27 protein-coding genes are annotated in these 26860 nt (G+C 71.4%); 16 read left to right on the forward strand and 11 right to left on the reverse strand.

Annotated elements, in window-relative coordinates:
* Window positions 1–1171: KGG domain-containing protein (locus MEICH_RS24125; protein ID WP_051304026.1), on the reverse strand; the 1171-nt coding region annotated here is incomplete at its 3' end.
* A 118-nt stretch (window positions 1172–1289) separates the two neighbouring features.
* Window positions 1290–1739, reverse strand: coding sequence for an SRPBCC family protein (locus MEICH_RS29230; protein ID WP_027892063.1), 450 nt, complete (start codon window positions 1737–1739; stop codon window positions 1290–1292).
* A gap of 426 nt (window positions 1740–2165) precedes the next feature.
* Between MEICH_RS29230 and MEICH_RS0107330 the strand changes: the two genes are divergently transcribed.
* Both MEICH_RS0107330 and MEICH_RS27005 read left to right on the forward strand, forming a co-directional pair.
* A complete protein-coding gene (locus tag MEICH_RS0107330) occupies window positions 2166–2807 on the forward strand; it encodes a response regulator (RefSeq protein WP_027892064.1) in 642 nt (213 codons plus the stop codon).
* Between the two features lie 11 nt (window positions 2808–2818).
* Entirely contained in the window at window positions 2819–5137 is a 2319-nt protein-coding gene (locus MEICH_RS27005; protein ID WP_027892065.1) for a PAS domain-containing protein, read from the forward strand.
* A gap of 135 nt (window positions 5138–5272) precedes the next feature.
* Here MEICH_RS27005 and MEICH_RS0107340 read toward each other — a convergent pair whose 3' ends face one another.
* Window positions 5273–5743, reverse strand: a complete 471-nt coding sequence (locus tag MEICH_RS0107340; RefSeq protein WP_027892066.1) for an MgtC/SapB family protein — start codon at window positions 5741–5743, stop codon at window positions 5273–5275.
* A 152-nt stretch (window positions 5744–5895) separates the two neighbouring features.
* Between MEICH_RS0107340 and MEICH_RS0107345 the strand changes: the two genes are divergently transcribed.
* Complete coding sequence (locus MEICH_RS0107345) at window positions 5896–6405, forward strand: hypothetical protein (protein WP_157202655.1); 510 nt, start codon at window positions 5896–5898, stop codon at window positions 6403–6405.
* 62 nt (window positions 6406–6467) lie between these two features.
* Here MEICH_RS0107345 and MEICH_RS0107350 read toward each other — a convergent pair whose 3' ends face one another.
* From MEICH_RS0107350 to MEICH_RS0107380, 7 genes are all read right to left on the reverse strand, one after another.
* Entirely contained in the window at window positions 6468–6989 is a 522-nt protein-coding gene (locus MEICH_RS0107350; RefSeq protein WP_027892068.1) for a YciE/YciF ferroxidase family protein, read from the reverse strand.
* Between the two features lie 123 nt (window positions 6990–7112).
* Window positions 7113–8888 (reverse strand): malto-oligosyltrehalose trehalohydrolase, encoded by a 1776-nt coding sequence (gene treZ / locus MEICH_RS24135; RefSeq protein WP_051304027.1) that lies wholly within the window; start codon window positions 8886–8888, stop codon window positions 7113–7115.
* Window positions 8885–11029 carry a glycogen debranching protein GlgX gene (gene glgX / locus MEICH_RS0107360; RefSeq protein WP_027892069.1) on the reverse strand — a complete coding sequence of 715 codons (2145 nt, stop codon included), beginning with the start codon at window positions 11027–11029 and terminating at the stop codon, window positions 8885–8887. The genes treZ and glgX overlap by 4 nt, the downstream gene beginning before the upstream one ends.
* Entirely contained in the window at window positions 11026–13836 is a 2811-nt protein-coding gene (gene treY / locus MEICH_RS0107365; protein ID WP_027892070.1) for a malto-oligosyltrehalose synthase, read from the reverse strand. Before treY ends, glgX begins: the two co-directional genes overlap by 4 nt.
* An 8-nt stretch (window positions 13837–13844) precedes the next feature.
* The gene (locus MEICH_RS0107370) at window positions 13845–14051 is read right to left on the reverse strand and encodes a hypothetical protein (protein WP_027892071.1); all 207 of its coding nucleotides are present in this window, start codon (window positions 14049–14051) and stop codon (window positions 13845–13847) included.
* An 83-nt stretch (window positions 14052–14134) separates the two neighbouring features.
* On the reverse strand, window positions 14135–14947 hold the full coding sequence (locus tag MEICH_RS0107375; RefSeq protein ID WP_027892072.1) for an FRG domain-containing protein: 813 nt from the start codon (window positions 14945–14947) through the stop codon (window positions 14135–14137).
* 4 nt (window positions 14948–14951) lie between these two features.
* A complete protein-coding gene (locus tag MEICH_RS0107380) occupies window positions 14952–16241 on the reverse strand; it encodes an NRAMP family divalent metal transporter (RefSeq protein WP_027892073.1) in 1290 nt (429 codons plus the stop codon).
* A gap of 171 nt (window positions 16242–16412) precedes the next feature.
* Between MEICH_RS0107380 and MEICH_RS28500 the strand changes: the two genes are divergently transcribed.
* From MEICH_RS28500 to MEICH_RS0107435, 12 genes are all read left to right on the forward strand, one after another.
* Window positions 16413–16568: a hypothetical protein gene (locus tag MEICH_RS28500; RefSeq protein WP_157202656.1), complete on the forward strand. Its 156-nt coding sequence runs from the start codon at window positions 16413–16415 to the stop codon at window positions 16566–16568.
* Window positions 16559–17662, forward strand: coding sequence for an SDR family NAD(P)-dependent oxidoreductase (locus MEICH_RS30440; protein ID WP_036218446.1), 1104 nt, complete (start codon window positions 16559–16561; stop codon window positions 17660–17662). Before MEICH_RS28500 ends, MEICH_RS30440 begins: the two co-directional genes overlap by 10 nt.
* Window positions 17659–18735, forward strand: a complete 1077-nt coding sequence (locus tag MEICH_RS0107395) for an S-adenosylmethionine:tRNA ribosyltransferase-isomerase (RefSeq protein ID WP_027892074.1) — start codon at window positions 17659–17661, stop codon at window positions 18733–18735. The genes MEICH_RS30440 and MEICH_RS0107395 overlap by 4 nt, the downstream gene beginning before the upstream one ends.
* Window positions 18736–18862: 127 nt before the next feature.
* Window positions 18863–19528, forward strand: coding sequence for a VOC family protein (locus MEICH_RS24145; protein WP_051304028.1), 666 nt, complete (start codon window positions 18863–18865; stop codon window positions 19526–19528).
* Between the two features lie 11 nt (window positions 19529–19539).
* Window positions 19540–19689, forward strand: a complete 150-nt coding sequence (locus MEICH_RS28505; protein WP_157202657.1) for a hypothetical protein — start codon at window positions 19540–19542, stop codon at window positions 19687–19689.
* Window positions 19686–20714: an aldo/keto reductase gene (locus MEICH_RS24150; protein ID WP_218916392.1), complete on the forward strand. Its 1029-nt coding sequence runs from the start codon at window positions 19686–19688 to the stop codon at window positions 20712–20714. The genes MEICH_RS28505 and MEICH_RS24150 overlap by 4 nt, the downstream gene beginning before the upstream one ends.
* Window position 20715: 1 nt before the next feature.
* On the forward strand, window positions 20716–21024 hold the full coding sequence (locus MEICH_RS0107410; RefSeq protein WP_027892075.1) for a hypothetical protein: 309 nt from the start codon (window positions 20716–20718) through the stop codon (window positions 21022–21024).
* Window positions 21021–21410 carry a nuclear transport factor 2 family protein gene (locus MEICH_RS0107415; RefSeq protein WP_027892076.1) on the forward strand — a complete coding sequence of 130 codons (390 nt, stop codon included), beginning with the start codon at window positions 21021–21023 and terminating at the stop codon, window positions 21408–21410. The genes MEICH_RS0107410 and MEICH_RS0107415 overlap by 4 nt, the downstream gene beginning before the upstream one ends.
* A complete protein-coding gene (locus tag MEICH_RS0107420) occupies window positions 21400–22146 on the forward strand; it encodes an SDR family NAD(P)-dependent oxidoreductase (protein ID WP_027892077.1) in 747 nt (248 codons plus the stop codon). The genes MEICH_RS0107415 and MEICH_RS0107420 overlap by 11 nt, the downstream gene beginning before the upstream one ends.
* 6 nt (window positions 22147–22152) lie before the next feature.
* Entirely contained in the window at window positions 22153–23322 is a 1170-nt protein-coding gene (locus tag MEICH_RS0107425; RefSeq protein WP_027892078.1) for a GAF domain-containing sensor histidine kinase, read from the forward strand.
* The gene (locus tag MEICH_RS0107430; protein ID WP_036218449.1) at window positions 23322–23936 is read left to right on the forward strand and encodes a response regulator; all 615 of its coding nucleotides are present in this window, start codon (window positions 23322–23324) and stop codon (window positions 23934–23936) included. The genes MEICH_RS0107425 and MEICH_RS0107430 overlap by 1 nt, the downstream gene beginning before the upstream one ends.
* A 7-nt stretch (window positions 23937–23943) precedes the next feature.
* Window positions 23944–24471: a DUF1572 family protein gene (locus tag MEICH_RS0107435; protein ID WP_027892080.1), complete on the forward strand. Its 528-nt coding sequence runs from the start codon at window positions 23944–23946 to the stop codon at window positions 24469–24471.
* 286 nt (window positions 24472–24757) lie between these two features.
* On the opposite strand, the gene MEICH_RS0107440 is transcribed toward MEICH_RS0107435, so the two are convergent.
* Entirely contained in the window at window positions 24758–25150 is a 393-nt protein-coding gene (locus MEICH_RS0107440; RefSeq protein WP_027892081.1) for a S1 RNA-binding domain-containing protein, read from the reverse strand.
* Window positions 25151–25617: 467 nt separating this feature from the next.
* Here MEICH_RS0107440 and MEICH_RS0107445 point away from each other — a divergent pair, with 467 nt between their 5' ends.
* Window positions 25618–26805, forward strand: coding sequence for an acyl-CoA dehydrogenase family protein (locus MEICH_RS0107445; RefSeq protein ID WP_036218450.1), 1188 nt, complete (start codon window positions 25618–25620; stop codon window positions 26803–26805).
* Window positions 26806–26860: the final 55 nt, after the last annotated feature.

A 26860-nucleotide genomic window follows, 5' to 3' on the forward strand; every position in this document is an offset into this window, starting at 1 on the left:
CGTCGTCACGGGAGCGGCCGGAGCCGGAGGAGCGGCTGCTGCGCCCGCGGTCGTCGTCGTCCTCACCCCAGCGGGCCCGCGCCCCCATCCGCCCGATCTCGCTGACGCGCTCCCGGCTCATCGAGGCGAAGCCGCGCCCGCCGCGGTCGTCGTCATCGTCATAACGGGACCCGCCGCGGCCAGAGCCGGAGAAACGCCCCCCGCGCCCACGGTCGTCGTCGTAGTCCTCGCCCCAACGCGCCCGGGCGCCCATCCGCCCGATCTCGCTCACCCGCTCGCGGTCCATGGAGGCGAAGCCCCGCCCGCCGCGGTCGTAATCGTCGTCCTCGTCGTAGCGGGAGCCGCCGCGCGAGCGCGAGCTGTAGCCGCGGTCGTCGTCTTCCTCGTAGCGGGAGCGGGAGCTCGAGCCGTAGCGCCCCCCGCGCCCGCGGTCCTCGTCGTCGTAGTCCTCGCCCCAGCGGGCGCGGGCGCCCATGCGCCCGGCCCGGCGGGCCTCTTCGGAGTCCCACTCGTAGGCGTCGCCGTACTCGTGGGCGGCCCGCCCGCCCCGGCTGGCGATCTCCCGCCGTTCCTCGCGGCCCATCGAGGCGAAGCCCCGGCCACCCCGGCCGTAGTCTTCTTCGTCCTCGTAGCGCGACCCGCCGCGCGAGCGCGAGCTGTAGCCGCGGTCCTCGTCGTCGTAGTCCTCGCCCCAGCGCGCCCGGGCGCCCATCCGCCCGATCTCGCTGACGCGCTCGCGGTCCATGGAGGCGAAGCCCCGGCCGCCGCGGTCGTAATCGTCGTCCTCGTCGTAGCGGGAGCCGCCGCGCGAGGAACGGGAGCTGTACCCGCGGTCGTCATCGTCGTACCGGGAGCGGCCCCCGCGCCCGCCGCGGTCGTCCTCGTAGCCCTCGTCGTCGCCCCAGCGGGCGCGGGCGCCCATCCGCCCGATCTCGCTGACGCGCTCGCGGTCCATGGACGCGAAGCCCCGCCCGCCGCCCCGGCCGCCCCGGTCGTCGTCCTCGTCATAGCGGGAGGAACGGGAGCTGTAGCCCCGGTCGTCGTCGTAGTCGCCACGCCCGCCGTGGGAGTGGCGCCCGCCTCGAGCGCGGTCCTCGTACGTCAGGTTCGAGCCGCGGCCGCCGCCTCGGCGGTCGTCGTCGTAGTCACGGGTGTTGCGTCCGTTCGCCATTATTGGACTCCTCAGGTGAGGGCGGGGTTGGCCTGGGCAGGGCTCGAGCACACCCCATCGGCTCGCTGCCCGTTCGCTGGGTGCCGGGGTGGGCGCGCCGAAACGCCCCCGCCCCGGGTTACGTCGTTTTGCCCCGGGCTTCCACCGGGTGCCCCGAGAGCAGGGCCCCCAGCTTCTCGAGGTCGTGCTCGAGCATCTTCTGCGGGTCCTTGAACACGCTGGCGAAGGCCTCGCCGATGGCGCCGCCCGGCGGGTCGTACTCGACGTGGACCGTGATCCTCGAGCCCGTGCCCTCGGGCCGCACGGTGATAAAGCCCCGGGTCTTGATCGAGCCCTCGACCGACTCCCACGCCAGGGTAGAGGGCGGCTCGAAGGTCTTGGTCACCGCCTTCCAGGACACCGGGATGCCCAAAGGCCCCGCCAGGTGCCACTCCGACGTGTTCTCGTCGAGCTTTCGCACCTCGCGCACGTTGGACATGAAGCGGTCGAAGTTCTGGTAGTTCGACACGAAGGCCCAGGCTTCCTGGACGCTGGCTTCGACCCTTACGCTAGCCTCTGCGACGTACATCGTCATCCTCCGGTTCAGCCCGGCATCCCGTTCCCCAAGAAGGGGTGAGGCCGGGATGGCCGCGCTCGTCTGGCCCGGGGCTTCCCCGTGAAGGGGGTCTACCCCGGGATCTGCGCTCGCCAGGGGCGAGCCGTCGTTCGCGCTGGCTTTCGGCCCGACGTCGGGCCGCGGGGGCGGGCGGGGGGCGCGCCGGTCGGGGTGGTTGCCGTGGGGGTGATCCGGTTCACGCTCTAAAGCCCTCCTTCCGCGCCGACGTGCGTCCAGTGTGGCACCGGGGCTATCTGCTGCCATCAGCGTGTGGAAGGGGCAAACCTTAACACTAAAGTGCCAACCCGGAAGGACTCAGGGTGCCTTCAGCATGATCCGGGAGACTCCTTAACGAGCATTAATTCGGCACCCGGCCCGGTGCCCTAGAAAGGAACGCGCATGAACTCCAGGGTTCGCATCCTGTTGGTGGACGATCATCCGATGGTACGTGAGGGGATCAAGCTCTTCCTCAAGCAGGACGGCTCGCTCGAGGTCGTGGGCGAGGTCTCCAACGGCGAGGAGGCCCTGCGCGCCGTCGAGCAGTTACAGCCCAACGTGGTGCTGATGGACCTCCTGATGCCGGTGATGGACGGGGTGAGCGCCATCCAGCAGCTCAAAAGCCGCCACCCCGAGGTCGAGGTGCTCGCCCTCACCAGCGTGCTCGAGGACGAGAAGGTGATCGGGGCGGTGCAGGCGGGGGCCAGCGGCTACTTGCTCAAGGACAGCCAGCCCTACGAGCTCATCGAGGCCATCCACGCCGCCGGGCGGGGCGAGGTGCGGCTGCACCCCGAGGCCGCCAAGCGCCTGATGCGCCAGGTCAAGACCCCCGAGATGCGCGAGCCGCTCACCCCGCGCGAGGTGGACATCCTGTGCCTGGTGGGCAAGGGCTACTCCAACAAGCGCATCGGCAAGCAGCTCAACCTCTCGGAGAACACGGTCAAGGCCCACGTCAGCTCGATCCTCTCCAAGCTGGGGCTCACCTCCCGCACCCAGGCCGCGCTCTTCGCGCTGCGCGAGGGCCTGATCCAGCTCGAGAACTGAGGGGGCGGCCCGTGGCGGAGCCCGCCCTCCCCGAGCCCCAGCACAGCGCCGCGCTGCTGGAGGGCTTCTTGGGCAGCGCCACGCTGGCCTTCGCCTTCTTCGACCCCGACCTGCGGCTGCGCCGCGCCAACCCCCGCTTGGCCGAGCTCGCCGGCCACGCCGAGCTGCTGGGCCGCCCCGTGGCCGAGGCCTTCCCCGACTGCGCCGCCGCGCTCGAGGCCCCCCTGCGCCGGGCGCTGCGGCAGGGCGAGCCGGTGGAGGGCCTGGAGATCGTGACGCCGCGGGGCTGGTGGCTGGTGAGCTGCTTCCCGGTGAGCGGCCCGGGGGGCGAGCGGCTGGGGGTGGGACTGGCCGCGCAGAACATCTGCGCGCAGAAGCAGGTCGAGGAGGCGCTGCGCAAGAGCGAGGAGCGCTTCCAGCTCGCCGAGGCCTCCTCGAGGGGCTTCCTCTACGAGTGGCGCCTGCCGGAGAACACGGTGTGGCGCTCGCGGGGCTTCGCGGTGACGCTGGGCCACCTGCCCGAGGAGGTGCCGCAGGACCCACAGTGGTGGGCCGCCCAGATCCACCCCGACGACGCAGCCTGCGCGCGGCAGGCCATGGAGGAGGCGCTGCGGCAGGGCGGGGAGTACTCCACCGAGTACCGGGTACGCCACCGCGAGGGGCGCTACGTCCACCTGTGGGACCGCGGCCGGGTGCTCTACGACACACAGGGCCGGCCCGCGCGGGTGCTGGGCACCGCCACCGACATCAGCGAGCGCAAGCGCCTGGAGGCCGAGCTGGAGCAGGCCAGCCGGCACGTGCGCGACGTGATCAACAGCCTGGTGGCCTTCGTGGGGGTCACCACCCCCAGCGGGGTGCTCATCGAGATCAACCGGGCGGCTTTGGAGACGGCGGGGCTCGAGGCGGGCGAGGTGCTGGGCCAGCGGCTGGAGGACACCTTCTGGTGGGGCCACAGCCCCGAGGTGCGCGCCCAGCTCTTCGACGGGTTGCGCCGGGCGCGGCAGGGCGAGGTGGTGCGTTTCGACCTCCCCACCCGCACCAAGGACGGCGGCATCACCCTCGACTTCATCATCTCCCCGCTCAAGGACGCCGAGGGCCGGGTGGCCTACCTCGTCACCTCCGGCATCGACATCAGCGCGCGCAAGGCCGCCGAGGCCGCCCAGGAGCGCCTGATCGAGCTGCTGCAGCAGTCCGAGCGCGAGGCGCTGGCCCTGGCCCAGATCGCCAACAGCCTCAGCCTCTCCGACCCCATGCAGACCAACCTCGACAGCCTGGCGGCCCAGATCGCCGAGGTGACGGGAGCCCTGGCCTGCACGGTCGAGCTGATGCGCGAGGATTTGAGCATCACCAGCATGGGCTCTTTCGGCCTCCCCGAGGCGCTGCTGGCCGGCTTCACGGCGGTGCAGGCGGCGGGCGAGCGCCTGCCCAGCCAGCGCACGGCCCAGCGGCGCGAGATGGACGTGGCGCGCCGCTTCCGGGACAACGCCCTGAGCGACCCCCGCTACGCCCCGCTGCACGAGGCCCTGCGTGCGGTGCGCTGGAACACCGTGGCGGCGGCCCCGCTGGTGCAGGGCCAGCGGGTGCTGGGGGCGGTGGTGGCCTACTACGCCGAGGACGACGAGCCTGCCATCTCCGACCTGCTGCAGCTTTCCACCATCACCTCCCAGGTGTCGCTGGTGGTGGAGAACATGCGGCTGTTCCAGGAGGTGCGGGGCAAGGCCGCCCTCGAGGAGCGCACCCGCTTAGCCCGCGACCTGCACGACTCGGTCTCGCAAGCCATCTACGGAATCAACCTGGGCGTGCACTCCGCCCGCGCCGCCCTGCCCCACAACCCCGCCGACGCCCTGCGATCCCTCGACTACGTGCTGCACATGGCCGAGACCGCCACCGCCGAGATGAAGAACCTCATCTTCGAGCTGCGCCCGGAGTCGCTCGAGCGCGAGGGCCTGGTGGCCGCCCTGCACAAGCAGACCCGCGCCCTGCGCCTGCGCCACAACCTGGAGTTCGACCTCGAGCTCCCCCGCGAGCCCGAGCTCCCCCTCCCCGCCAAGGAGGCCCTCTACCGCATCGCCCAGGAGGCCCTCAACAACGTCATCAAGCACGCCCAGGCCCGCCGCGTGAGCCTCGCCCTCGAGCCCCGCGAAGGCCGCTGGCGCCTGCGCGTCCGGGACGACGGCAAGGGCTTCGACCCCCACCGCGAGTTCCCCGGCCACCTCGGCCTGCACTCCATGCGCGAGCGCGCCCTCAGCGTGGGCGCCGAGTTCGTCCTGCACAGCGCACCGGGGGAGGGGACGTGCGTGGAGGTGTGGCTGGGGGTGGGGGGTGGGTAGTAGGGGACGGCAGGCTCGTGGCTCGTGGTTTGTGGCCTGTGGTAACCCCACCCCAGCCCTCCCCGCGTGCGGGGAAGGAATATCCCCCCTAGCCCCCCTTGCTAAGGGGGGAACAAGGCGTCTGGCGTTTAGCGTTTAGCGTTCGGCGTCCCCCGCCCCCGCCCGCGCCCCCTCGAACCACCCCAGCACCTCCAGGATGAGCAGCAACAGCAGCGTGGTGCCCACGGCGAGCAGGTAGCGCTCGAGGCCCACCGCCACCCCGACGCCCGCGGCGGCCAGTAGCGAGGCGGCGGTGGTGAGGCCGCGCACGCCCTGGCCGCGCGAGACGAAGATGGTGCCCGCGCCCAGGAAGCTCACGCCCGCCACCACGGCCTCGAGCACGCGGCTGACGTCGAGGCGCGACGAGCCGTCGGCGGCGGGGTAGCGCTGGAGCATCACCTCGCCCAGGATCATGAACAGCGCGGCGCTCACCCCCACCAGCATGTGGGTGCGAAAGCCCGCGGCCTTGCCCTGGGCCTCGCGCTCCCAGCCGATCAGGCCGGTGAGCCCGGCCGCGACGAGGAGGCGCAGGAGCAGGCTGAGGTCGTGGCTGACGGCGGGGTCCATGCGGTTTCCAGGGCAGTATTTACACCCGCGTAGCCCCTGGGTGCAAGCCCCTTTAGTGGGGACGCGCGGGGTACTATAGAGCGATGCACCGCCCGGGAGCGCCGGGCCAGACTGTTGCGAAGCCGCCCCTAGCGGGGCGAGGGGGGTATTCGTTGGGCCTTATTCACTTCATCGCACTCACCGAGGACCGGGGGGCCGTGGCGAAGGTCGGGCGGATGCTCGAGCGCCACCACCCGCGGGCGCAGCTCTCGGTCGTCGCCCGCGCCCCCCGGGTGCCCCTGGGCGGCAGCCGCGCCGAGACGCTGGAGAACGGCACCACCCTCATCCGCACCGCCGACGTGGGGGCCGTCGCGGCCGACGGCTTCGCCGCCGAGTGGCTCGAGCGCCTCGCCGAGGAGGTGAGCGCCCCGCACCGGCCGGGGCTGGCGCCGCTGGGCCGCCTGCTCACGGAGATGGGCCTCACGCCCGCGGAGGCCCGGCGCTACCTGGGCGAGCTGTACCAGGGGGCCACGCTGGTGCTGCTGCGGGGCTCGGCCGAGGCCGTGTGGCAGGTCTTGAACGCGCTGGAGTGGTCGCGCACCCGGGTCGTGGAGCACCCCGCGGCAGAGGGTGACCTGGCCCCGGGCGCCACCCCTTCCGTGGGCGAGGCCGACGGGAGCTGAGCCGCAGAGCAAAAAGAAGGGCCGGGACTCCCCGGCCCTTACCCCTTAATCCCCGTGGGGGATCAGCGTGAGCCGCGCGCGCCGCTCGAGCCGCCCTCGGCCGCCTCCGGGTTGATGAGCGACTCGGCCAGGCGGGTGAGCTTCTCGTCGGTGGCCTCCTCCTCCTCGAGGGTGCTGCCCAGCAGCTCTTTGTCTTCGCGCTTGCCCAGCATCTCGGCGAAGGTGCAGACGCTGCCGTAGGCCGCGATCTCGTAGTGCTCGACCTTCTGGGCCGCCACGATGAGCGCGGCGTCGAAGACCGCGGGGTCGGCCTCCTTCCGCTTGCCCAGCAGCTCCTCCCCCTCCTTCAGCAACCCCTCGATGCCCTCGCAGTGCTCGCCGGCGGGGTCTTCGCCCATGGCCTCGAAGACCTTCTCCAGGCGCTGGATCTGTTTCTTGGTCTGCTCGAGGTGCATCTGGAAGGCCCGCTGCAGCTCGGGCGAGGAGGCGGCCTCCATCATCTTGGGCAGGGCCTTGGTGATCTGCTTCTCGGCGTCGTAGAGGTCGCGCAGTTCTTCGAGGTATAGGTGTTCCAGGCTGTGCATTCGTCACCTCCTAAGGTGGTTGTCGTGAATAGCGTCCACGAAACGCTGCGCCGTGGACCCCTCCCAGCCTAGGCGGCGCGGCGGCGGCCCACATCGCCCCCATGGGTGGCGGGGGTTAACCCTTTAGTGTGCGCCCCGCCCGGCCGCCTCGAGCACCACCGCGCCCGCAGCGGGCACGTGCAGCACCCCGTCCCGCAGGGCCGGCTCGCCGTCGCTGGCTAGCAGGACGCGCCAGGGGCCTGCTGGAAGCTCGACGCGGGCGCCTTCGCCCCAGTGGGCCACCAGCAGCAGCACCTGGGGCGGGGTTTCCCGCCGCAGCAGCAGGGTTTCGCCGTCCGCGGGCCAGGCCCGCTGCCCCGAGCGCAGGGCCGGGTGGGTGCGGCGCAGGCGCAGCAGGGCGCGGTAGAACTCGAGCGTGGCCCGGTGCTCGCCCGCCTCGAGCTCGTCCCAGTTCAGCTTGGAGCGGAGGAAGGTGTCGGGGTCCTGGGGGTCGGGGATGGGCCCGCCCGCCGCGAAGCTCGAGAAGCCCGCGAACTCGGCGCGGCGCCCCTCGCTCACCCGCCGCCCCAGCTCGGCGTGGTGGTCGGTGAAGTAGAGGAAGGGGCTGCGGGCGGCCCACTCCTGGCCCATGAACAGCAGCGGGGTGGCCGCCTCGAGCAGCAGCAGCGCCGAGGCCGCCCGGAAGGCGCCGGGGCTCAGGTGGTGGTTGAGCCGTTCCCCGTGGGCGCGGTTGCCCACCTGGTCGTGGTTCTGGACGCAGTGCACGAAGGCGGGCAGGGGCACGCGGGCGGGGTCGCTGCCCCGGGGGTGCCCCTTGCGGCGGGTGGGCTGGCCGCAGTAGACCCAGCCCTGCTCCAGCGCCCGCGCGATCTCGGCGGCGGTGCCGTCGTACTCGGCGTAGTAGCCCTCCGAGTCGCCGGCTAAGGCCCGGCGCAGGCTGTGGTGGAAGTCGTCGGCCCACACCGCGTCGAGGCCCAGCCCGCCTTCCTCCGCCGGCAGCACCAGCCGCGCCTCGTTGCGCTCGTCCTCGGCGACGAAGAGGAGCTTGCGCGGGATGCGCTCCCTGGCCCGCTCGGCGATCTCCCGCAGCACGTGGCGGGGGGAGTCGTCGAGGATGGCGTGGGTGGCGTCGAAGCGCAGGCCGTCGAGGTGGAACTCCTCGAGCCAGTACAGCGCGTTTTCCACGAAAAAAGCCCGCACCGGCCCCAGCTCGAAGTTGGGCCCGTCGCCCCAGGGGGTCTTGTGGCGGGCGGTGAAGTGGTCGCGGCTGTAGGACCACAGGTAGTTGCCGTCGGGGCCCAGGTGGTTGTAGACCACGTCCAGCAGCACCGCCAGCCCGTGGGCGTGGGCCGCGTCCACCAGCCGCTTGAGGTCTTCGGGCCGCCCGTAGGCGCGGGAAGGGGCGTAGAGCGAGACCCCGTCGTAGCCCCAGTTCCAGCGGCCGGGGAAGTCGGCCAGGGGCATGAGCTCGAGCGCCGTCACCCCCAGCTCGCGGTAGTGGGGCAGCTTCTCGGCCAGGGCGGCGAAGGTGCCCTCGGGGGTGGCGGTGCCCACGTGCACCTCCATCACCACCAGCTCCTCCAGCCCCAGCCCCTCCCACGCCCCGTCGGTCCAGGGGAAGGCCGCCTGCACCACCTCGGAGGGGCCGTGCACGCCCTCGGGCTGGAAGCGCGAGGCGGGGTCGGGGAAGGGCCCCTCCCCGTCCACGCGGTACTTGTAGCGCTGCCCGGGGACCACGCCCTCGAGCCAGGCCGTGAAGTAGCCTTCGCCCTCGGGCTCCATGAGGTGGTAGGACTCCTCCCCCTCCCCGTAGAGCACCACCTCCAGCCGCTCGTGCCCCGCCGCCCACACCCGGAAGCGCGTGCCCGCGCCCTCGAGCCAGGCCCCCGCCCGTTTCACGTCTCCTCCTCGAGCTGGGCCAGCAGCACCAGCGAGAGGGGCTCCAGGGTCACGCCCCGGCCCCCGTTCACGCGCTCCTCGCCTTCCTCGAGCTCGGGCCGCGCGGTGTCGAGCAGCACCTCCCAACCGGCCCCGGGGGCGAAGCGGGGCATGTGGAAGGTCACGGGGTCCTTGCCGCCGTTGAGCAGGAGCAGCAGGTTGCGGCCCCGGATGGGTTCGCCGCGCTCGTTGGTGATGTTCTCGAGGTGGCCGTTGAGGTAGACCCCCAGCTCGTTCACGTCGGGGGCCTGCCACTCGGCGTCGGTCATGTCCTCGCCGCTGGGCTTGAGCCAGTGGATGTCGCGGATGCCCTCGCCGCGGATGCTCTGCCCCTGGAAGAACTTGGGCCGGCGCAGCACCGGGTGCTCTTGGCGCAGCCGCACCAGCCGGCGGGTGAAGCGGAGCAAGTCGCGCTGGCGGCGGTCGAGCCTCCAGTTGACCCAGGAGACCTCGTTGTCCTGGCAGTAGGCGTTGTTGTTGCCCCGCTGGGTGCGCCCGATCTCGTCGCCGCCCAAAATCATCGGCACCCCCTGGCTGAAGAGCAGCGTGGCCAGGAAGTTGCGCTTCTGCTTCTCGCGCAGGTAGTTGATCTGGGGGTCGTCGGTCGGGCCCTCGGCGCCGAAGTTGAGGTTGTGGTTGTGCACGTCGCCGTCGCGGTTGCCCTCGCCGTTGGCCTCGTTGTGCTTCTGGGCGTGGCTCACCAGGTCGTTGAGGGTGAAGCCGTCGTGGGCGGTGACGAAGTTGATGGAGGCGTAGGGGCGGCGCCCGCTGTGGCTGTAGAGGTCGCTCGAGCCCGACAGCCGGTAGGCCACCTCGGCCACCCCGGTGTCGAAGCCGTTCCAGAAGCGGCGCACCGAGTCGCGGTACTTGCCGTTCCACTCCGCCCACAGCACCGGGAAGTTGCCCACCTGATAGCCCCCCTCGCCCAGGTCCCACGGCTCGGCGATGAGCTTGACCTGGCTGAGCACGGGGTCCTGGTGGATGATGGTGAAGAAGCTCGAGAGCTGGTCCACCTCGTGCAGGGTGCGGGCCAGCGCCGCCGCCAGGTCGAAGCGGAAGCCATCGACGTGCATCTCGATCACCCAGTAGCGCAGGCTGTCCATGATGAGCTGCAGCGTGCGGGGGTGGGGGGCGTTGAGGGTGTTGCCGGTGCCGGTGTAGTCGACGTAGTAGCGCGGGTTCTGGGGGCTCAGCCGGTAGTAGACCGAGTTGTCGATGCCCTTGAAGGAGAGGGTGGGGCCTAAGTGGTTGCCCTCGGCGGTGTGGTTGTAGACCACGTCGAGGATGACCTCGATGCCGGCGGCGTGCAGGGTCTTGACCATGGCCTTGAACTCGCGCACCTGCTCGCCCAGCACGCCCGAGGAGCTGTAGCTGCACTCGGGCGCGAAGTAGCCCAGGGTGTTGTAGCCCCAGTAGTTCGACAGGCCCTTCTCCACCAGCAGCCGGTCGTGGACCTTGTGGTGCACGGGCAACAGCTCCACGGCCGTCACGCCCAGCGACTTGAGGTAGTCCACCACCGGGGGCGAGGCCAGGCCGGCGTAGGTGCCGCGCAGCGCCGGGGGCACCTCGGGGTGGCACATGGTGAAGCCGCGCACGTGCAGCTCATAGATCACCGAGCGGTGCAGCGGGGTGCGGGGCGGGCGGTCGTCGCCCCAGGGGAAGGCCGCGTCGGTGACCACGCACTTGGGCACGAAGGCCACGCTGTCGCGCGAGTCGGGGGCTAAGTCGGCCTTTTTGTGCCCGATGCGGTAGCCGAAGGGCACGTCCGACCAGCGCACGTGGCCGCTGATGGCCTTGGCGTAGGGGTCGAGGAGCAGCTTCTTGGGGTTGAAGCGCAGGCCGCGGCCGGGGTCGTAGGGGCCGTGGACGCGGTAGCCGTAGAGCTGCCCCGGCTGCAGGCCCGGCACGTAGACGTGCCAGACCTGGTCGGTGTGCTCGGTGAGCCGGATGCGCTCGGCCTCCTTGGTGCTCTTGGGCGAGCTGAACAGGCACAGCTCGACCGCCTCGGCGTTCTCGGAGAAGAGGGCGAAGTTGACCCCGGTGCCGTCCCAGGTCGCGCCCAGGGGGTAGGGGGTGCCCGGCCAGGTGCGGTTCAGGCTCATGGGGCGGCCTCGAGGTGCAGCATCGCCACCGGAAAGTGGGCCAGCAGGTCCGAAAGTTCGATCACTCCGTCCACGGTGAATACCTCCCCGGTGAAGAGGTGGTGGTAGCGGCCTTCGGGCAGCTCGAGCCGGGTCCCGTGCCAGGGCTGCGCGCCCAGCGCGGGCACGTCGGCCCCGGCCGACAGGCGCACCCACAGCCGGGGGGCCACGGCCACCAGCCGCGCCGCCCCGGCCTCGCGGGCGAAGGCTACGGCGTGGGCGGCGGCCGGCCCGTCCACCCCCAGCGGCCGGTAGCCGCCCTCACGGTACACCCCGGGGTTGGCCCGGCGGTGCTGCAGGGCCTGGTGGGTCACCCACAGCTTGACCCGCCCGTCGGGCCAGCTCGCCAGCAGCTCCCCGGCGAGCCCCACGCCGGGGTAGCGCCCCTCGAGCCCCCCCAGCAGCGCCTCGAGCCGCGCGAAGTCCACGGGGCGGCGGTTGTCGGGGTCGACGAGCGAGAAGTCCCACGCCTCGTTGCCCTGGTAGAGGTCGGGGACGCCGGGCGAGGCGTACTTGAGCACGGTCTGCGTCAGCGAGTTCAGCATCCCGTACACGGCCACCTTGCGCCGCAGCGGCTCGAAGCGGGCGAGGAACTTGGGGTCGTCGAGCACGGCCCGCACGAAGAGCTCGAGGGCCTGGTCGTAGGCCGCGCTGGGCGCGACCCAGGAGGTGTGGACCTTGGCCTCCTTGGCCGCCTTGGTCATGTAGGCCACCAGCCGCTCGGGCAGGCCGGGGTCGGGCTGCAGCGGCCACACCCCCAGCAGGGTCTGGTAGAAGAGGTACTCGTCGTCGCGGCCGGGGGCGGCCTCGCCCTCCACCACCGTCTTCTTGCCCTTGTTGTGCCGCGCCCAGGCGAACACCGCCCGCCGCCACTCCTCGGGCAGCTCCGAGAGCACCGCCAGCCGCGCGCGCACGTCCTCCGAGCGCTTGGTGTCGTGGGTGGAGGTCGAGATCATGGTGTGGGGGAAGCGGGCGACGCGGGACTGGTTCTGGCGGTGGAAGGCCTCGAGCGAGGTGCCGAAGCGCCCGGGCTCGCCCCCCACCTCGTTGAGCGCCACCAGCCGGTTGTAGCGGTAGAAGGCGGTGTCCTCGAGGCCTTTAGCCGTCACCGGCCCGGTGAGCTGCTGGAATTTGAGCACGAAGGCCCGCGCCTCCTCGCCCAGCTCGGGGATCTCCAGCAGCAGCAAGCGGCGCAGGAACTCGAAGACCGAGGCCTCGGCGGTGGGGTTGCGCCGGCGGGCGGCGCGCACGGCGAGCTCCACGGCCTCGCGGTCGTGCTCGTCGGGGCGGAGGGTGTCGGGCCGGACGTAGGTGCGGTAGACCCCGAAGGCGGCGATGACCTCGCGCAGCGCCTCGGTGAGCGAGCCCAGCGTGAAGTCGCGGTAGTGGCGGTGGCGCTCGGAGAGCCGCGCCAGCCGGTGGGCCAGCACCTGCAGCTCCGAGGCCAGCGAGCTCTGCAGGATCAGCCGCTTGGCCTGGTAGACGGTCTCGCCGTAGCGCGGCTTCTCGCCGGTGAAGCGCTGGTAGGTGTCGGTGAGGGCGCGGGCGTTGGCGCTGTCCACCAGCAGCCCGGTGGCGGCGTTGAGGAACTCGTAGCCGGTGGTGCCGTGGATGGCCCAGTCGGCGGGCAGCGCCTCCTCCGGGGCCACGATCTTCTCGGCCACCACGTACAACCCCGCACCCGGCCCCTCCTCCCGTTGGGCCAGGCCCTGCAGGGCCTGGAAGTAGCCGGCCGGGTCGTAGAGACCGTCGGGGTGGTCCACCCGCACCCCCCGCACCCGTCCGGCCCGGACCTGCTCGCGCAGCCAGGCGTGGGTGGCGGCGAAGACCTCGGGCTCCTCCACGCGGATGGCGGCGAGCTCGTTGACGTCGAAGAAGCGGCGGTAGTTGATCTCCTCGGCCGCCACCCGCCAGTAAGCCAGCCGGTAGGCCTGGTCCTGGAGCAGCCGGTCGAGGCGGTCGAAGGAGGCGGGGTCGCCGGGGGTGCCGTTGTACTCGGCGAGGACCGCCTCGAGCGCCCCCTCCAGCGCCGGGCACTCCTCCAGCAGCCGCGCCAGCCGCCCCTTGACCACCTCCTTCTCCCGCTGCCGTTCCTGCCGCTTGGCCTCGTCGGTCGTCGGGCGGGGGGGCAGGTTGCGCAGCGCGGTGAGGATGCTCTGCAGCTCGACGTAGGCCGCCTGGGGGCCGGGCTCGAGCCGGGCGGCGGCCTCCTCCAGCAGCGGGACGTAGCTGCAGGGGTCGAGGGGCAGGGCGCGCTCGTGGTAGCGGCAGAAGAAGGCCCCGCGCTCGCGCTCCAGCCGCAGCTCGCCGCGCTCGAGCACCCGCCCGTACTGGTCGCCCAGCAGCGGCAGCAGCACCCGGCCGTGCAGTTCGGGCTTGAGCGGGGCGAAGTCGATGTCGAAGTAGCGGGCGTAGGGCGAGGCCGGGCCGTTCTCGAGCACCTCGTCCCACCAGGCGTTGCCCTGCCGGATACCCATGTGGTTGGGCACCACGTCCACGATCAGGCCCAGCCCCAGCTCCCGCAGCCGGTCGCTCCAGGCCAGGAAGTCCTCGGCGCTGCCCAGCGCCGGGTTGACCCGGGTGGGGTCGGTGACGTCGTAGCCGTGGGGCGAGACGGCGGCCATCAGCGGCGAGGCGTACACGTCGCTCACGCCCAGGCGGGCGAGGTAGCCGGCCAGCGCGGCGGCCTGGGCGAAGCCGGAGGCCCCCATCTGCAGCCGGTAGGCGGCCAGGGGGAGCTCGGCGGGGAGGGGGCGGGGGAGGGTCATGGCGGGGTTCAGCCCAGGTAGAGGCAGGGGTCGTCGAATTCCTCGCCCTCGCCGGGCTCTTCCCCCTGGCCCGGCCAGGCCTCAGGGCCGGGGCCGGCCTCGAGCAGCTCCAGCGGGGGCGCTTCCAGCAGCAGGTAACGCCAGTAGGCCTCGAGACCGGCCTCGGGGTCGGGCGTGTTTGTGGGGGGCAGCTTCGAATCTCGGTTATCTTCCATGTTTCGTCCCGCTCACGCAGAGTTAACCCGCCCTCACTGAGGCTGCCCTGAGGCGGTGCTGATCCCGTTACCGCCCTAAGGCTTCAGCGCTTCATGTAGTAGCGGGTCAGCCAGCGGGAGAGCCCGTCGAGGCCGGGGAAGAGCACCCGCTCGGTGACGCCGGCCTGGTCGAGCTTGTCGCGCACCTCCCACTTGAGCGCGGCCGGGACACGGATGAGGCGGTAGGCCCCGGGCGAGCGCTCGCCCAGGCCCTCGAGCCACTCCCGCAGGTCGAGGTCGGGCCTCGAGGCCAGCGAGAAGAGGGCCTGCTGGTTAACGATGCGCTGGTCGAGCGAGGGCGGCTCGAAGAAGACCACGAAGTCCTCCTCGCCCAGGCGGTCGAACTCGCGCAGGCCGCGGGCCACGCGGCTGAGCATCTCGGCGGTGAAGACCGGGGTGCCTTCCTCCCGCAGCACCCGGCGCAAGGCCCCGGGCAGCAGCTCGTTGGTGCGGGAGAAGTCCACGGCCCACACCGCCCCGTCCTGCTCGAAGTGCGCGGGGTCGTGGGTGGCGAAGTGCAGCGCCACCAGCGGCGAGTAGCTCCAGTCGAGCAGGCGCGTGGGCAGGCCGTGGTGCTGGGCCAGGGCCAGCCAGTTCCACTCCGCGTCGTCCACGCGGGCCTCGTAGGCGTACTTGCGGAAGGCCCGCAGGACGTGGGCCTCGAGCTCGTACGAGCGCCCGGCGACCAGCCGCGAGAGGCTGCTCTGGAGGCTGTGGTCGGCCTGGGCGGTGCCGCGGAAGGCCACGTTGAGGCGGTGGCGCCCGATCTGCGGGTTCCACGAGCCCTGGTAGAGCACCTCGAGCAGCTCGGCCCAGCTCGATACCACGACCGTGTTGGCGCTGTTGCCCTCCGGCACGGCCTCACCTCCCCCACGTGGCGAAGAGCCCCACCGCCGCCAGGGCCATCACCGCCGTCGCCAGCCAGCCCAGCAGCTTCAGGCGCGGCGAGAGGGTGAAGCGGCCCATCACCTTGGGGCTCGAGCTCATCAGCATCATCAGGGCCATCACCGGCACCGCCACCAGCCCGTTGACCACCGCGGCCCACACCAGCGCCTCGATGGGGTTGACGGGGGTGAGGTTGATCGCCAGCCCGATCAGGGTGGCGGTGGCGATGACGGCGTAGAAGCCCTTGGCCTCCAGCGGCTTGCGCCCCAAGCCGGTCGGCCAGCGCAGCGCCTCGCCCAGGGCGTAAGCCGCCGAGGCCGCCAGCACCGGCACCGCCAGCAGGCCGGTCCCGATGATCCCGGCGGCGAAGAGCAGCTTGGCGAAGGGGCCCGCGACGGGCTCGAGCGCCGCCGCGGCCTGCGCGGCCGAGCCGATGTCGGTGGCCCCGGCCGCGTGCAGGGTGGCGGCGCTGGTGAGCATGATGCACCAGGCGATGAGGTTGGAGACCCCCATGCCCAAGTAGGTGTCGGCCTTGATGCGCCAGAACTGGGCCGGGGCCTGGCGGGGCGCACGGCGCAGGGGCTCGTCGTCGGGCTCCTTCTCGATCTCCTCGACCTCGGCGGAGGCCTGCCAGAAGAAGAGGTAGGGGCTGATGGTGGTGCCCAGCACCGCCACGACCATCGCCAGGTGGGCGGCGTCGAGGCGCAGGGAGGGGACGAGGGTGCTGGCGAGCGCGGTGCCCCAGGGGACGCCCACCACGAAGGCCGCGGCCACGTACACCAGCAGGGCCAGGGTGAGCCACTTGAGGACGGCGGCGTAGCGCTCGTAGGGCATCCAGACCTCCAGCGTCAGGCACAGCAGCGCGAAGAAGGCGGTGTAGAGCAGGGCCTCGCCGCCCAGCAGCAGCTTGGCGGCCGCGCCCATCGCGCCCAGGTCGGCGCCGAGGTTGATGGTGTTGGCCACGAGCAGCAGGCCCACCACGGGGTAGGTGAGCCAGGGCGGGTACTGGCGGCGCAGGTTGCCCGCGATGCCCCGCCCGGTCACCCGCCCGATGCGCGCGGCGACCTCCTGGATGGCGCCCATCAGCGGGTAGGTCAGCAGCAGCGTCCACAGCATCCCGTAGCCGAAGGCGGCCCCCGCCTGCGCGTAGGTGGCGATGCCGCTGGGGTCGTCGTCGGAGGCCCCGGTGACGAGACCGGGGCCCAGGGCGTGCAGCACGTTGCGGTCGGGCGGGCCGGGGGCGGCGTCGGAAGGCGGCGGTTCCACAGTGAGGGCCAGCTTACGTTTGACGCCTGAAGCCGCCCTGACGCCGGGCTGAGGGCGGGCGGGCCCGGCCGGAGCCCTCGGTCTTAAGACCTAGGCCCGCCTCGGCCCGGGGCCAGACGCCGCCCGCGCCCGCTTCCCCTACCCTTGGCTTCGGAAAGGGAGGAACCGAAGATGCTCGACCTGTACAACCTGCTGGTCATGGTCCGGCCCGAGCGCCAGGCCCAGCGCGAACGGGCACGCCTCGAGGCCGAAGCCCGCGAGCCCCGCCGCTCCCCCGAGCCCGCCCAGGCGCTCCAGCCCGCCCCCCAGGAGGAGCCATGCGCCTAGAGCCCAAAGTCGCCCTCGTCACCGGTGCCAGCCGCGGGTTGGGGCTGGCCCTGGCCCGGTCCCTGGCCGAGCGGGGCTGGTCGCTGGTCATCGACGCCCGAGAGGCACAGGCCCTCGAGCTCGCCCGCGCCGAACTCGCCGCCCGCACCCGGGTCGTCGCCCTCCCCGGCGACGTGGCCGACCCCCGCCACGCCCGGGCCCTCGTCGAGGCCGCCCGCGAACTCGGCGGCCTCGACCTGCTCGTCAACAACGCCAGCGTCCTGGGCCCCAGCCCCCAGCCCGCCTTGGCCGACTACCCCCTCGAGGCGCTCGAGCAGGTCTACCGCGTCAACGTCTTCGCCCCGCTGCGGCTCATCCAGCTTGCCCTGCCCGCCCTCAAGCCGGGCGCCCGCCTCCTCAACGTCACCTCCGACGCGGCGGTGGAGGGCTACGCGGGCTGGGGCGGCTACGGCTCGAGCAAGGCCGCGCTCGAGCAGCTCTCCCGCGTGCTCGCCGCCGAGCACCCCGAATTGCGCGTCTACTGGGTGGACCCCGGCGACATGAACACCCGGATGCAGCAGGAGGCCTTCCCCGGCGAGGACATCTCCGACCGCCCCCCGCCCGAGGCGAGTGTGCCGGGGCTCCTGAAGCTGATCGAGGGGGATTTGCCGAGTGGGCGCTACAAAGCCCGTGAGATCGGCCAGAAACCCAGCCGGGTCCGGGAGTTTCGCTTCGCCGTCACGGTGCGGGACTTCGACGGCGTTCTGCGGCTTTTGCGCGAGGGGCTGGGCCTGGAGGTGGCCCAGGAGTGGGACAACGGCGGGCGCGGGGTGTTGTTGAACCTGGAAAAGGCCACGCTCGAGCTCTTTGACGAGCCCCAGGCCGATTGGGTGGACCGGCTCGAGGCGGGCGAGCGGGTTTCGGGGCCGGTGCGCTTAGCCCTTGAGGTCGAGCGCCTGGAGGAGGCGGCCAGGGCCCTGCAAGAAGCCGGAGCCCAGGTGGTCAAGTCGCCCGTTCTCACGCCCTGGGGCGACCATAACCAGCGCTTGCGAGCCCCCGGCGGGTTGCAGATCACGCTGTACGAGGCCGGGAAGACCGAGGAGCCCGTTTCATGACGCTGAAAGGGCCTTCGCTCGAGTTCGCCCTCCCCAAGGAGCTCGAGGCCCACGCCCCCCCGGAGGCGCGGGGCCTCAGCCGCGACGGGGTGCGGCTGATGGTCTCCTACCGGCAGGGCGACCGCCTGGTCCACGCCCGCTTCCGCGACCTGCCCGAGTTCCTGCGCGAGGGGGACGTCCTGGTCATCAACACCTCGGGCACCCTGCCCGCCGCGCTGCCGGCCTTCCGGGAGGACGGGAGCGAGCTCCGCCTCCACCTCTCCACCCGCCTGCCGGGCGGGGTGTGGACCGTGGAACTGCGGCGGCTCGAGGACGGCGCCACCAAGCCCTACGGCGGGGGCGAGGCGGGGGAGACCCTGCGCCTGCCGGGCGGGGCGTCGGTCACGCTGCTGGCCCGGCACCGGATGGAGGAGGCCGGAAAAGCTGGTTCGCGCCTGTGGGTCGCCAGTTTCTCTCTCCCCGAGCCCTACGCCCCCGACCCGCTGCCCTACCTCCTCGAGCACGGCAAGCCCATCCGCTACGGCTACGTGGCGGGGGAGTGGCCGCTGGAGTTCTACCAGACCGTCTACGCCACCGAGCCGGGCAGCGCCGAGATGCCCTCGGCGGGGCGGGCCTTCACGCCCGAGGTCCTCACCCGGCTGCTGGCGCGGGGGGTGCTGGTGGTCCCGCTGCTGCTGCACACCGGGGTGGCCTCGCTCGAGTCCCACGAGCCGCCCTACGAGGAGTTCTACCGCGTGCCCCCCGTCACGGCCCAGGCGGTGAGCCAGGCTAGGGCCGAAGGAAGGCGGGTGCTCGCGGTAGGCACCACCGTGGTGCGGGCGCTCGAGACCGTCGCCGACCCGCTGGGCCGGGTTCACCCCGGCGAGGGCTGGACCCGGCTGCTCGTCACGCCCGAGCGCGGCGTGCGGGCGGTGGACGGCATCCTCACCGGCTGGCACGAGCCCAAGGCCACCCACCTGGCGATGCTCGAGGCCATCGCGGGGCGGCGGCACCTCGAGGCCGCTTACCAAGCCGCGCTCGAGCACCGCTACCTCTGGCACGAGTTCGGGGACTTACACTTGGTCTTGCCGTAGAACGCTCGTCGATAGTCGATAGTCGATAGTCAATAGTCGATAGCCGATAGCCGATAGCGATATCGGCCCGCGAGTCCAGCACGGCTTCAAGCGTTTTATTCGAGAAAATCGGACATCTGGAGACTTCATGCGGATTCATCAACTCTGGCTTTCCACCGGGCGGCTGGCCGAGCTCAGGGCCTTTTACGCCGGCGTGCTCGAGCTGCCCGTCCTGGACGAAACCCCCGGGGCCGTCACCTTCGGGGTGGGGGCTTCGCGCCTGACCTTCGAGCAGGCCGCGGACGGCCCCAGCCCTTTCTACCACTTCGCCTTCAACGTTCCCGAGCACCGCTTCGCCGAGGCCGAAGCCTGGGCCCGCGAGCGGGTGCGCCTCATCCCCGACGCACAGCGCCAGGACACCTTCCGCTCGGAGAACTGGAACGCCCACATGCTCTACTTCTACGACCCGGCGGGCAACGTCGGCGAGCTCATCGCCCGGCACACCCTCCCGGGCGACGGGGGCGGCTCCTTCTCCTCGAGGAGCCTCGAGTGCGTCAGCGAGATCGGGGTGGCCTCCGAGGACGTCCCGGCCACCGTAGCCCGTTTGCAGCGGCGCACCGCCGCCGCGCTCTACCGCGCCGAGCTCAACGACACCTTCGTGCCCGTGGGCGACGAGCACGGGCTGTTCATCGTGGTTAGGCGGGGGCGCGTCTGGTTCCCCGACACCGGCAAAGCGGCGCAGCCCGCCCCGTTCCGGGTGTCGGTGGCGGGCCCGGACGGCGCCCCCCTCACCCTCAGCGACGCCGACCTATGAGCCCTGTCCTTGTGCTTGTCCGCGAGCCGCGCTGCTTCCCGGTCTGCGCGCTGGCCCCCGAAAACCTGCCCAACGCTTACCGGGAGGCCCTACGGCAGGGGCGAAGGCCCGGCTACACGAACCCCCGGCTCGAGGCCGAGGCCGCACGGGAGGAAGCATGATGCGCTACAAACTGTTGGGACGCAGCGGGTTGCGGGTGTCGGAACTGGCCCTGGGGACCATGACCTTCGGCGAGGACTGGGGCTGGGGCGCGAGCCGCGAGGAGAGCGGGCGCATCTTCGAGGCCTACGCCGAGGCGGGCGGTAACTTCATCGACACCGCCTGCAACTACACGGGCGGCACCAGCGAACGCTATGTGGGCGAGTTCGTGAAGGCCGACCGCGACCACTTCGTCCTCGCCACCAAGTACACCCTCTCCGACCGGCAGGGCGACCTCAACTTCGGCGGCAACCACCGCAAGAACCTCATGCGCTCGCTCAAGGGGAGCCTCGAGCGCCTCCAGACCGACCACGTTGACCTGTTGTGGCTGCACGCCTGGGACTTCACCACCCCGCCCCAGGAGGTCATGCGCGCCCTCGACGACGCGGTGCGAAGCGGGCAGGTGCACTACGTGGGCATCTCCGACAGCCCGGCCTGGGTGGTCGCCCAGGCCAACACCCTCGCCGACCTGCGCGGCTGGAGCCCCTTCGTGGCGCTGCAGGTGCCCTACAGCCTGGCCTCGCGCGACGCGGAGCGCGACCTGCTGCCCATGGCCCGCGCCCTGGGCCTGGCCGTGACCCCCTGGGCGGTGCTGGGCGGCGGGGTGCTGAGCGGGAAGTACAACCAGCCCGCCGCCGGCCCCACCCGCCAGCAGCGCGAGAACATCGCCCCCGAGCGGCTCAGGCTTGCCGAGGCCGTGATGGAAGTGGCGCGGGAAATAGGGCGCAGCCCGGCCCAGGTCGCCCTCAACTGGGTGCGCCAGCAGCAGCACCGCGCCCAGATTATCCCCATCCTGGGGGCGCGCACCGAGGCGCAGGCGCGCGACAACCTGGGCGCCCTCGAGTTCACCCTCGAGGAGGCCCACCTCGAGCGCTTGCGGGAGGCCAACCCCTTCAAGCCGGGCTTCCCCCACGAGTGGTTCGGGCAGGACCACGTGCAGCAGCTCATCTTCGGCGACCTCAGGGGGTCGCTCGAGCGGAGGACCTGACATGGCGCACTACCTCGTACGGGCCAAAGCCCTCCCCCACAAGCTCCCCGAGCTCCGCTCCCGGCTCGACAGCGGGGAGATCCGCGCGATGCAACCTTTCGGCAAGGCCCTGGACTATTCGCTCAGGAACGCCCGGCTGGAGGGCGAGTGGCTGGTGTGGGAGGAAGAGGACTACTGCCGCCCGCCCCTGGCGATGGAGCGGGCCGCCGTGCTCGACGCCTACTTCACCGACCTCGGCGTGGAGCGCGTGGAGGGGGGCGAAGGCTGGAAGCGCCTGGAGGGGCTGCCGCGCCTGTGGGAGGTGCCGTGAGCCTGAGGCGGGAGGGGCTCGAGCGCTGGCTCCGTGCCTTGGGCCAGGCCTGGGAGCAGGCCGACGCCGAGCGGGCCGCCGGGCTCTTCGACCCCGGCGTGACCTACCAGGAGAACCCCTTCGACCCCCCGGTCCGGGGCTTCGACGCGGTGAAGCGCTACTGGCTCGAGAACCTCGCCACCCAGCGGGACGTGAAGTTCGAGGGCGAGGTCCTGGCGGTGGAGGGGGACGTGGCCGTGGTCAACTGGCGGGTCGAGTTCACCCGGGTGCCCGGCGGCGAGCGGGTCCGGCTGGACGGCGTGAGCGTGGGCCGGTTCAGCGCGGAGGGGAGGCCGGTCGATTGGCGGGAGTGGTGGCACCGGGGAGAATTAAGGCATGAACGATAGGCGCGTGGTCATCGTGACGGGGGGCGGCACCGGGATGGGCCGGGCTATCGCCGAGGCTTTTGCCCATGACGGGGAGCAGGTGGTGATCCTGGGCCGCCGCGAGGAGGTGCTGCGGGACACGGCCGAGGCCGTCGGGGCGGCCTGGCGCCGGGCCGACGTGAGCTGCCGGGAGGAGGTCGCGGCCGCGGTCGCCGGGGTGGTGCGGGAGTTCGGGCGCATCGACGTGCTGGTCAACAACGCCGGCTTCGTGCGCGGCGTCAGTACCCGCATGGCACTCGAGGAGGCCGAGCGCGCGTGGGACGATGAGATCGGCACCAACCTCAAGGGCGCCTTCCTGATGAGCCTGGCCGTCGCGCCGCACCTGGCACGGCCCGGGGGGCGTATCGTCAACGTCGGCTCGATCGCGGCCTACACCGGGGGGAGCCGGGGCGGGGCCATCGGCTACGCTGCCGCCAAGGCCGGAGTCCACGGCCTGACCGTGGGGCTGGCCCGGGAGCTCAGCGCCGAGGGCATCACCGTCAACACGGTGGCCCCCGGGCTCGTCGCCGGGACCGAGTTCTTCGGCGGGCCGCTTCCTGACGAACGCCTGCGAAGCCTCGTCGGGCAGATCCCGGCGGGCCGCTCCGGCAGCCCCGAGGACGTAGCGGCCGCCGTGCGCTTCCTGGCTTCCCCCGAGGCCGCCTACGTCACCGGGGAAGTCCTCAACGTCAACGGCGGCTGGCTGTTCGGGCGGTGAGTGGCGATGCCCCGCTCCGCCGCCCTCCAACGCCGCCTCAGGGAACTGGCGACGCTCAACCAGATCCTCGAGGTGCTCAACAAACAGGCCGACTTCAACCAGGCCTTGCAGGCCGCGCTGGAGGAACTGGTCGAACTGCTGGGCCTGAGCACGGGCTGGGTGTTCGTGACCCAGGTAGACCCCGGCGACGCCCGGCAGGGGCAGCTATCGCTGTCGAGCTGCACCGGCCTGCCGCCCGCGCTGGTCGCCGACGAGCAGCGCAGCCTGCGCGAGAAAAGCTGCGACTGCCACTGGCTCTTCCGGCACGGCGAGCTCGACCGGGGGGTCAACATCGTGACCTGTAGCCGCCTCGAGAGCGCCCAGGGCGACAAGGGGGGGCTCGAGGTCCACGCCAGCGTGCCGCTGCTGACCAAGGATGGCCCGGTGGGCATCCTCAACCTGGCCGCGCCGGGACGTGAGCCCTTCGACGCCGAGACGCTGGAGTTCCTCACCGCCGTGGGCCGCACCCTGGGGCTGGCCTTCCGCCGCGCCCGTCTGCAGGAGCAGCAGGTGCGCGAGCGCGAGGCGCTGGCCGCGCTCGAGGAGCGGGCCCGGCTGGCGCGGGAGATGCACGACTCGGTGGCCCAACTGCTCTTCGCCGCCGAGCTCTCGCTCAACGTGGCCCGCGAGAGCCCCAAGCAGCGCGAGGCCGCCCTCGAGCGCTCCGCCGAGCTGGTCTCCTCGGCGCTGTCGGAGCTGCGCGGCCTGGTCGAGCTGTTGCGGCCTGCCGACCTCTCCCAGGGCCTCGCCCCAGCCCTCTCCCGCCTGGCCGACCGCGTGAACGGGGTGGTGCGGGTCCACCTCGACGCCCAGCCCCTCGAGCTGCCCGATGGCCTGGCCGAGACCCTCTACCGCGTCGCCCAGGAAGGCGTGCACAACGCGCTGCGCCACGCCCACCCCAAAAACCTCTGGATTCGCCTGGACCGTCACCGCGGACAGGCCCGGCTGCGCCTCGAGGACGACGGGCGCGGCCTGCCCCAGCAGGTCACGCGGGGGATGGGCTTGCTCTCGCTCGAGCAGCGCACGCAGGCCCTGGGCGGCAGCTTGCGCGTGAGCAACCGGGCCCGCGGGGGCGTGCTGCTCGAGGCCCGCATCCCCCTGCGGGCCGCGCCGGCGGGCGCCAGGGAGGTCGAGTGATGCCCACCCGGCTGCTGATCGTGGATGACCACCCCATCGTGCGCGAGGGCCTCAAGGCCTTCCTCAGCCTCTACGACGACCTCGAGCTCGTCGGGGAGGCCGAAGAGGGTCACGACGCCCTCGCCAAGGCCCACAGCCTGCGCCCCGACCTCGTGCTGCTCGACCTGCACCTTTCTGACGGCCATGCCCTGGCCTGGGTCCGCCGCTTCCTCGAGCTCGACGACGCCCCCAAGGTGCTCATCCTCACCAGCTTCCTCGAGGAGGAAACCCTGCGCCAGGCCCTGCACGCGGGCGCCTCCGGCTACCTGCTCAAGCACGCCGGCCCCGCCGCCCTGCTCGACGGCATCCGGGCGGCAGCCCGGGGCGAGGTGCCCCTCGACCCCGCCGCCGTGCGCCTGCTGGCCCGCCCCCACCACGACCGCCTGGCCGGGCTCACCGCCAAGGAGCGCGAGGTGCTCGCCCTCGTCGCCCAGGGCCTCTCCAACAAGGCCATCGCCCAGCGCCTGGGCATCGCCGAGAAGACCGTCAAGACCCACGTCAGCAGCCTCCTCGCCAAACTGAACCTCAAGGGCCGCACCCAGGCGGCGCTGCTGGCCCGCGAACTGGGGCTATAGTGGACCCATGAGCGAGGAACTGGGGGCCCTCTACCTGCGCAGCAGCCTCGAGACCTTCCGCGCCTACAAGGAACTCGCGGAGGGGGCCTTAGCCCAGGTCTCGCCCCAGGACTGGTTCTTCACCCCCGACCTCGCCTCCAACAGCATCGCCGTGATCCTCAAGCACGTCGGCGGCAACCTGCGCTCGCGCTGGACCGACTTCCTCACCAGCGACGGCGAAAAGCCCGACCGCAACCGCGACGCCGAGTTCGAAGTCCACGGCGACAGCGCCGAAGAGCTGTGGCTGGCCTGGGAGAACGGCTGGACCGCCCTGCTCATCACCCTCGAGAACCTCCGCCCCGAACACCTTACCCAGAAGGTGCTTATCCGCAGCCGCCAGCTAAGCGTGCTCGAGGCCATCGACCGCTCGCTCGCCCACACCGCCTACCACGTGGGCCAGATTGTCTACCTCGCCAAGCACCTGCGCGGGGGAGAGTTCAAGTCGTTGAGCATTCCCAAGGGGAAGTCGGAGGCGTGGAAGAAGGGGAAGCGCTGAAGGGCTGATAGCCGGACGCCGGGTGCGGGTCGTACGTCCTACGTCGTACGCCAAACGCCAAACGCCAAACGCCAAACGCGAAACGCGAAACGCAAAATGCAAGACGCCTTGTTCCCCCCTTAGCAAGGGGGGTTAGGGGGGATAAACCCTCCCCGCCGGCGTCGAGGGCCGGGGAAGGGGCAACCACGAGCCACGAGCTGGCGGCTGAAAGCGGACTGCTGACAGCTTGTCGCTTCCCCAAACACCAAACCCGCCCCGTAGGGCGGGCAGGAATTCGATAGATGCGTTAGCGCCGACCGCGGCCGCCTTTGCCCTTGCCGGGCTTCTTGCTGCCTCCGCCGCCGAAGCCGCCTCCGCCCGAACCGCGCAAGAAGCTCTTGAGCTTGTTCTCGAACTCGGGGGCCTGGCGCGGCAGGCGCTTGGGACGCGGGGGTTCGACGGGCGCGGGGGTGAGCTCCTTGATGGAGAGGTCCAGGCGGCCTTTTTCGTCGCGGCCCAGCACCATCACCTGCACCACCTCGCCCTCGGAGAGGTGATCGCGCACGTTCTTGACGAACTCGTGGGCGATCTGCGAGATGTGGACAAGCCCCGACTCGCCGTTGGGCAACTCCACGAAAGCCCCGAAATCCATGATCCGCGTCACACGGCCTTCAACGATGGCACCAGCTTCGATCTGCATTCAGCTATTCCTCCATGGGGCGTGAGCTTTCTTCCCCAATGGGGACAGCATTGGTACTTGGGGATGTCTCACGGTGTCCTCACTATAGCACGAGGGGATGACAAAGGGATTTGTTCAATCACCAAGCTCCACAACCACGAATCGAATTTCGTCAGGGACGTGCTCGGCTCGAGGTGTTTTGCGCAGGGAGCGGTAAGCCGTCAGCCATCAGCACAAGGCCCGTGGCGCTCGAGGTCGAGGGTCAAGGATCCAGGGCCAGGGCGTCTTGCGTTTTGCGTCTCGCGTATTGCGTTTTGCGTACGACGTACGACGCAGGACGTACGACCCGCGCCCGGCGCCCGGCCATCGGCTATCGACTATCGACTATCGACGCAGAACTCCCATACCCCCATACCCCCACCCCCGATTGATATATGACGCTTTTACGTTATGATGTTCCTAAAGCGTTATGTTTGTCGGAGGTCAGGATGCTGCTCACTGAAAAATCCCGCGAACTGTGGTTCGAGCTCGGCCCCGAGGAGCGCCAGATCGTCGGCGCGTTGCGCGACTTCTTGCAGGCTGAGGTGGCCCCGGGCGCCGCCGAGCGTGACCGCACGGGCGAGTTCCCCATGGAGATCGTGAAGAAGCTGGGCGAGCTAGGGGTGATGGGGGCCAACGTGCCCGAGGCTTACGGCGGGGCCGGGCTCAGCACGCGCGTGTTCGCCCGCATCGTCGAGGAGGTCGGGGCCGTGGACGGTTCCTTGGGCCTCACCGTGGCCTCGCACAACTCGCTGTGCACCGGGCACATCCTGATCGCCGGCAGCGAGGCCCACAAGCGCGAGTTCCTGCCCAAGCTGGCGAGCGCCGAACTGCTGGGCGCGTGGGGCCTCACCGAGCCGGGCTCCGGCTCCGACGCCGCCGCCATGCGCACCCGGGCCGACGAGACCCCCGAGGGCTTCGTGATCAACGGCTCCAAGCAGTTCATCACCCAGGGCTCGGTGGGCGGGGTCTACGTGGTCAACGCCCGCACCGACGCCGCCCCCTCCCCCGACAAGAAGCACCTGGGGCTGTCGGCCTTCGTGTTCTACCGCCCGGCGGAGGGCCTGCGGATCGGCCGCAAGGAGGAGAAGCTCGGCCTCAACTCCTCCGACACCGCCCAGCTCATCTTCGAGGACCTGCGCGTGGGCAAGGACGCGCTCATGGGCGAGCGCGGCAAGGGCTTCTACGACGTGATGAAGGTGCTCGAGGGCGGGCGTATCGGCATCGCCGCGCTGTCGGTGGGGCTGGGGCGGGCCGCGCTCGAGTTCGCCGCGAAGTACGCGCTCGAGCGCGAGCAGTTCGGCAAGCCCATCGCCGAGTTCCAGGGCGTGAGCTTCAAGCTCGCCGAGATGGCGACCAACCTCGAGGCCGCCCGCCTGCTCTACCTGCGCGCCGCCGAGCTGCGCGACGCGGGCCGCCCCTTCGGCACGGAGGCCGCGCAGGCCAAGATGTTCGCCTCCGAGGTCGCGGTAAAGGCCTGCGACGAGGCCATCCAGGTGCTCGGCGGCTACGGCTACATCAAGGAGTACCCCGTCGAGCGCTACTGGCGGGACGCCCGCCTCATGCGCATCGGCGAGGGCACCACCGAGGTACTCAAGGTCATCATCGCGCGCAACCTGCTGGCGCGGTTCAGGTAAGGCGCAGGCCGAGCCGTGCGAGTGATGAGCTATTTACACATCATGTGTATAATGC

The sequence above is a fragment of the Calidithermus chliarophilus DSM 9957 genome, assembly GCF_000430045.1.
In the GTDB taxonomy this organism is placed as follows: domain Bacteria; phylum Deinococcota; class Deinococci; order Deinococcales; family Thermaceae; genus Calidithermus; species Calidithermus chliarophilus.

Coding starts and splice junctions, on each gene's coding strand:
- MEICH_RS0107445 (WP_036218450.1), top strand. CDS start 25,618: ATGCTGCTCACTGAAAAATCCCGCGAACTGTGGTTCGAGCTCGGCCCC.
- MEICH_RS0107330 (WP_027892064.1), top strand. CDS start 2,166: ATGAACTCCAGGGTTCGCATCCTGTTGGTGGACGATCATCCGATGGTA.
- treY (WP_027892070.1), bottom strand. CDS start 13,836: ATGACCCTCCCCCGCCCCCTCCCCGCCGAGCTCCCCCTGGCCGCCTAC.
- MEICH_RS0107420 (WP_027892077.1), top strand. CDS start 21,400: ATGAACGATAGGCGCGTGGTCATCGTGACGGGGGGCGGCACCGGGATG.
- glgX (WP_027892069.1), bottom strand. CDS start 11,029: ATGAGCCTGAACCGCACCTGGCCGGGCACCCCCTACCCCCTGGGCGCG.
- MEICH_RS0107350 (WP_027892068.1), bottom strand. CDS start 6,989: ATGCACAGCCTGGAACACCTATACCTCGAAGAACTGCGCGACCTCTAC.
- MEICH_RS0107340 (WP_027892066.1), bottom strand. CDS start 5,743: ATGGACCCCGCCGTCAGCCACGACCTCAGCCTGCTCCTGCGCCTCCTC.
- MEICH_RS30440 (WP_036218446.1), top strand. CDS start 16,559: ATGCGCCTAGAGCCCAAAGTCGCCCTCGTCACCGGTGCCAGCCGCGGG.
- MEICH_RS29230 (WP_027892063.1), bottom strand. CDS start 1,739: ATGTACGTCGCAGAGGCTAGCGTAAGGGTCGAAGCCAGCGTCCAGGAA.
- MEICH_RS0107430 (WP_036218449.1), top strand. CDS start 23,322: ATGCCCACCCGGCTGCTGATCGTGGATGACCACCCCATCGTGCGCGAG.
- MEICH_RS24150 (WP_218916392.1), top strand. CDS start 19,686: ATGATGCGCTACAAACTGTTGGGACGCAGCGGGTTGCGGGTGTCGGAA.
- MEICH_RS0107395 (WP_027892074.1), top strand. CDS start 17,659: ATGACGCTGAAAGGGCCTTCGCTCGAGTTCGCCCTCCCCAAGGAGCTC.
- MEICH_RS0107370 (WP_027892071.1), bottom strand. CDS start 14,051: ATGGAAGATAACCGAGATTCGAAGCTGCCCCCCACAAACACGCCCGAC.
- MEICH_RS24145 (WP_051304028.1), top strand. CDS start 18,863: ATGCGGATTCATCAACTCTGGCTTTCCACCGGGCGGCTGGCCGAGCTC.
- MEICH_RS0107410 (WP_027892075.1), top strand. CDS start 20,716: ATGGCGCACTACCTCGTACGGGCCAAAGCCCTCCCCCACAAGCTCCCC.
- MEICH_RS0107435 (WP_027892080.1), top strand. CDS start 23,944: ATGAGCGAGGAACTGGGGGCCCTCTACCTGCGCAGCAGCCTCGAGACC.
- MEICH_RS0107440 (WP_027892081.1), bottom strand. CDS start 25,150: ATGCAGATCGAAGCTGGTGCCATCGTTGAAGGCCGTGTGACGCGGATC.
- MEICH_RS28500 (WP_157202656.1), top strand. CDS start 16,413: ATGCTCGACCTGTACAACCTGCTGGTCATGGTCCGGCCCGAGCGCCAG.
- MEICH_RS0107425 (WP_027892078.1), top strand. CDS start 22,153: ATGCCCCGCTCCGCCGCCCTCCAACGCCGCCTCAGGGAACTGGCGACG.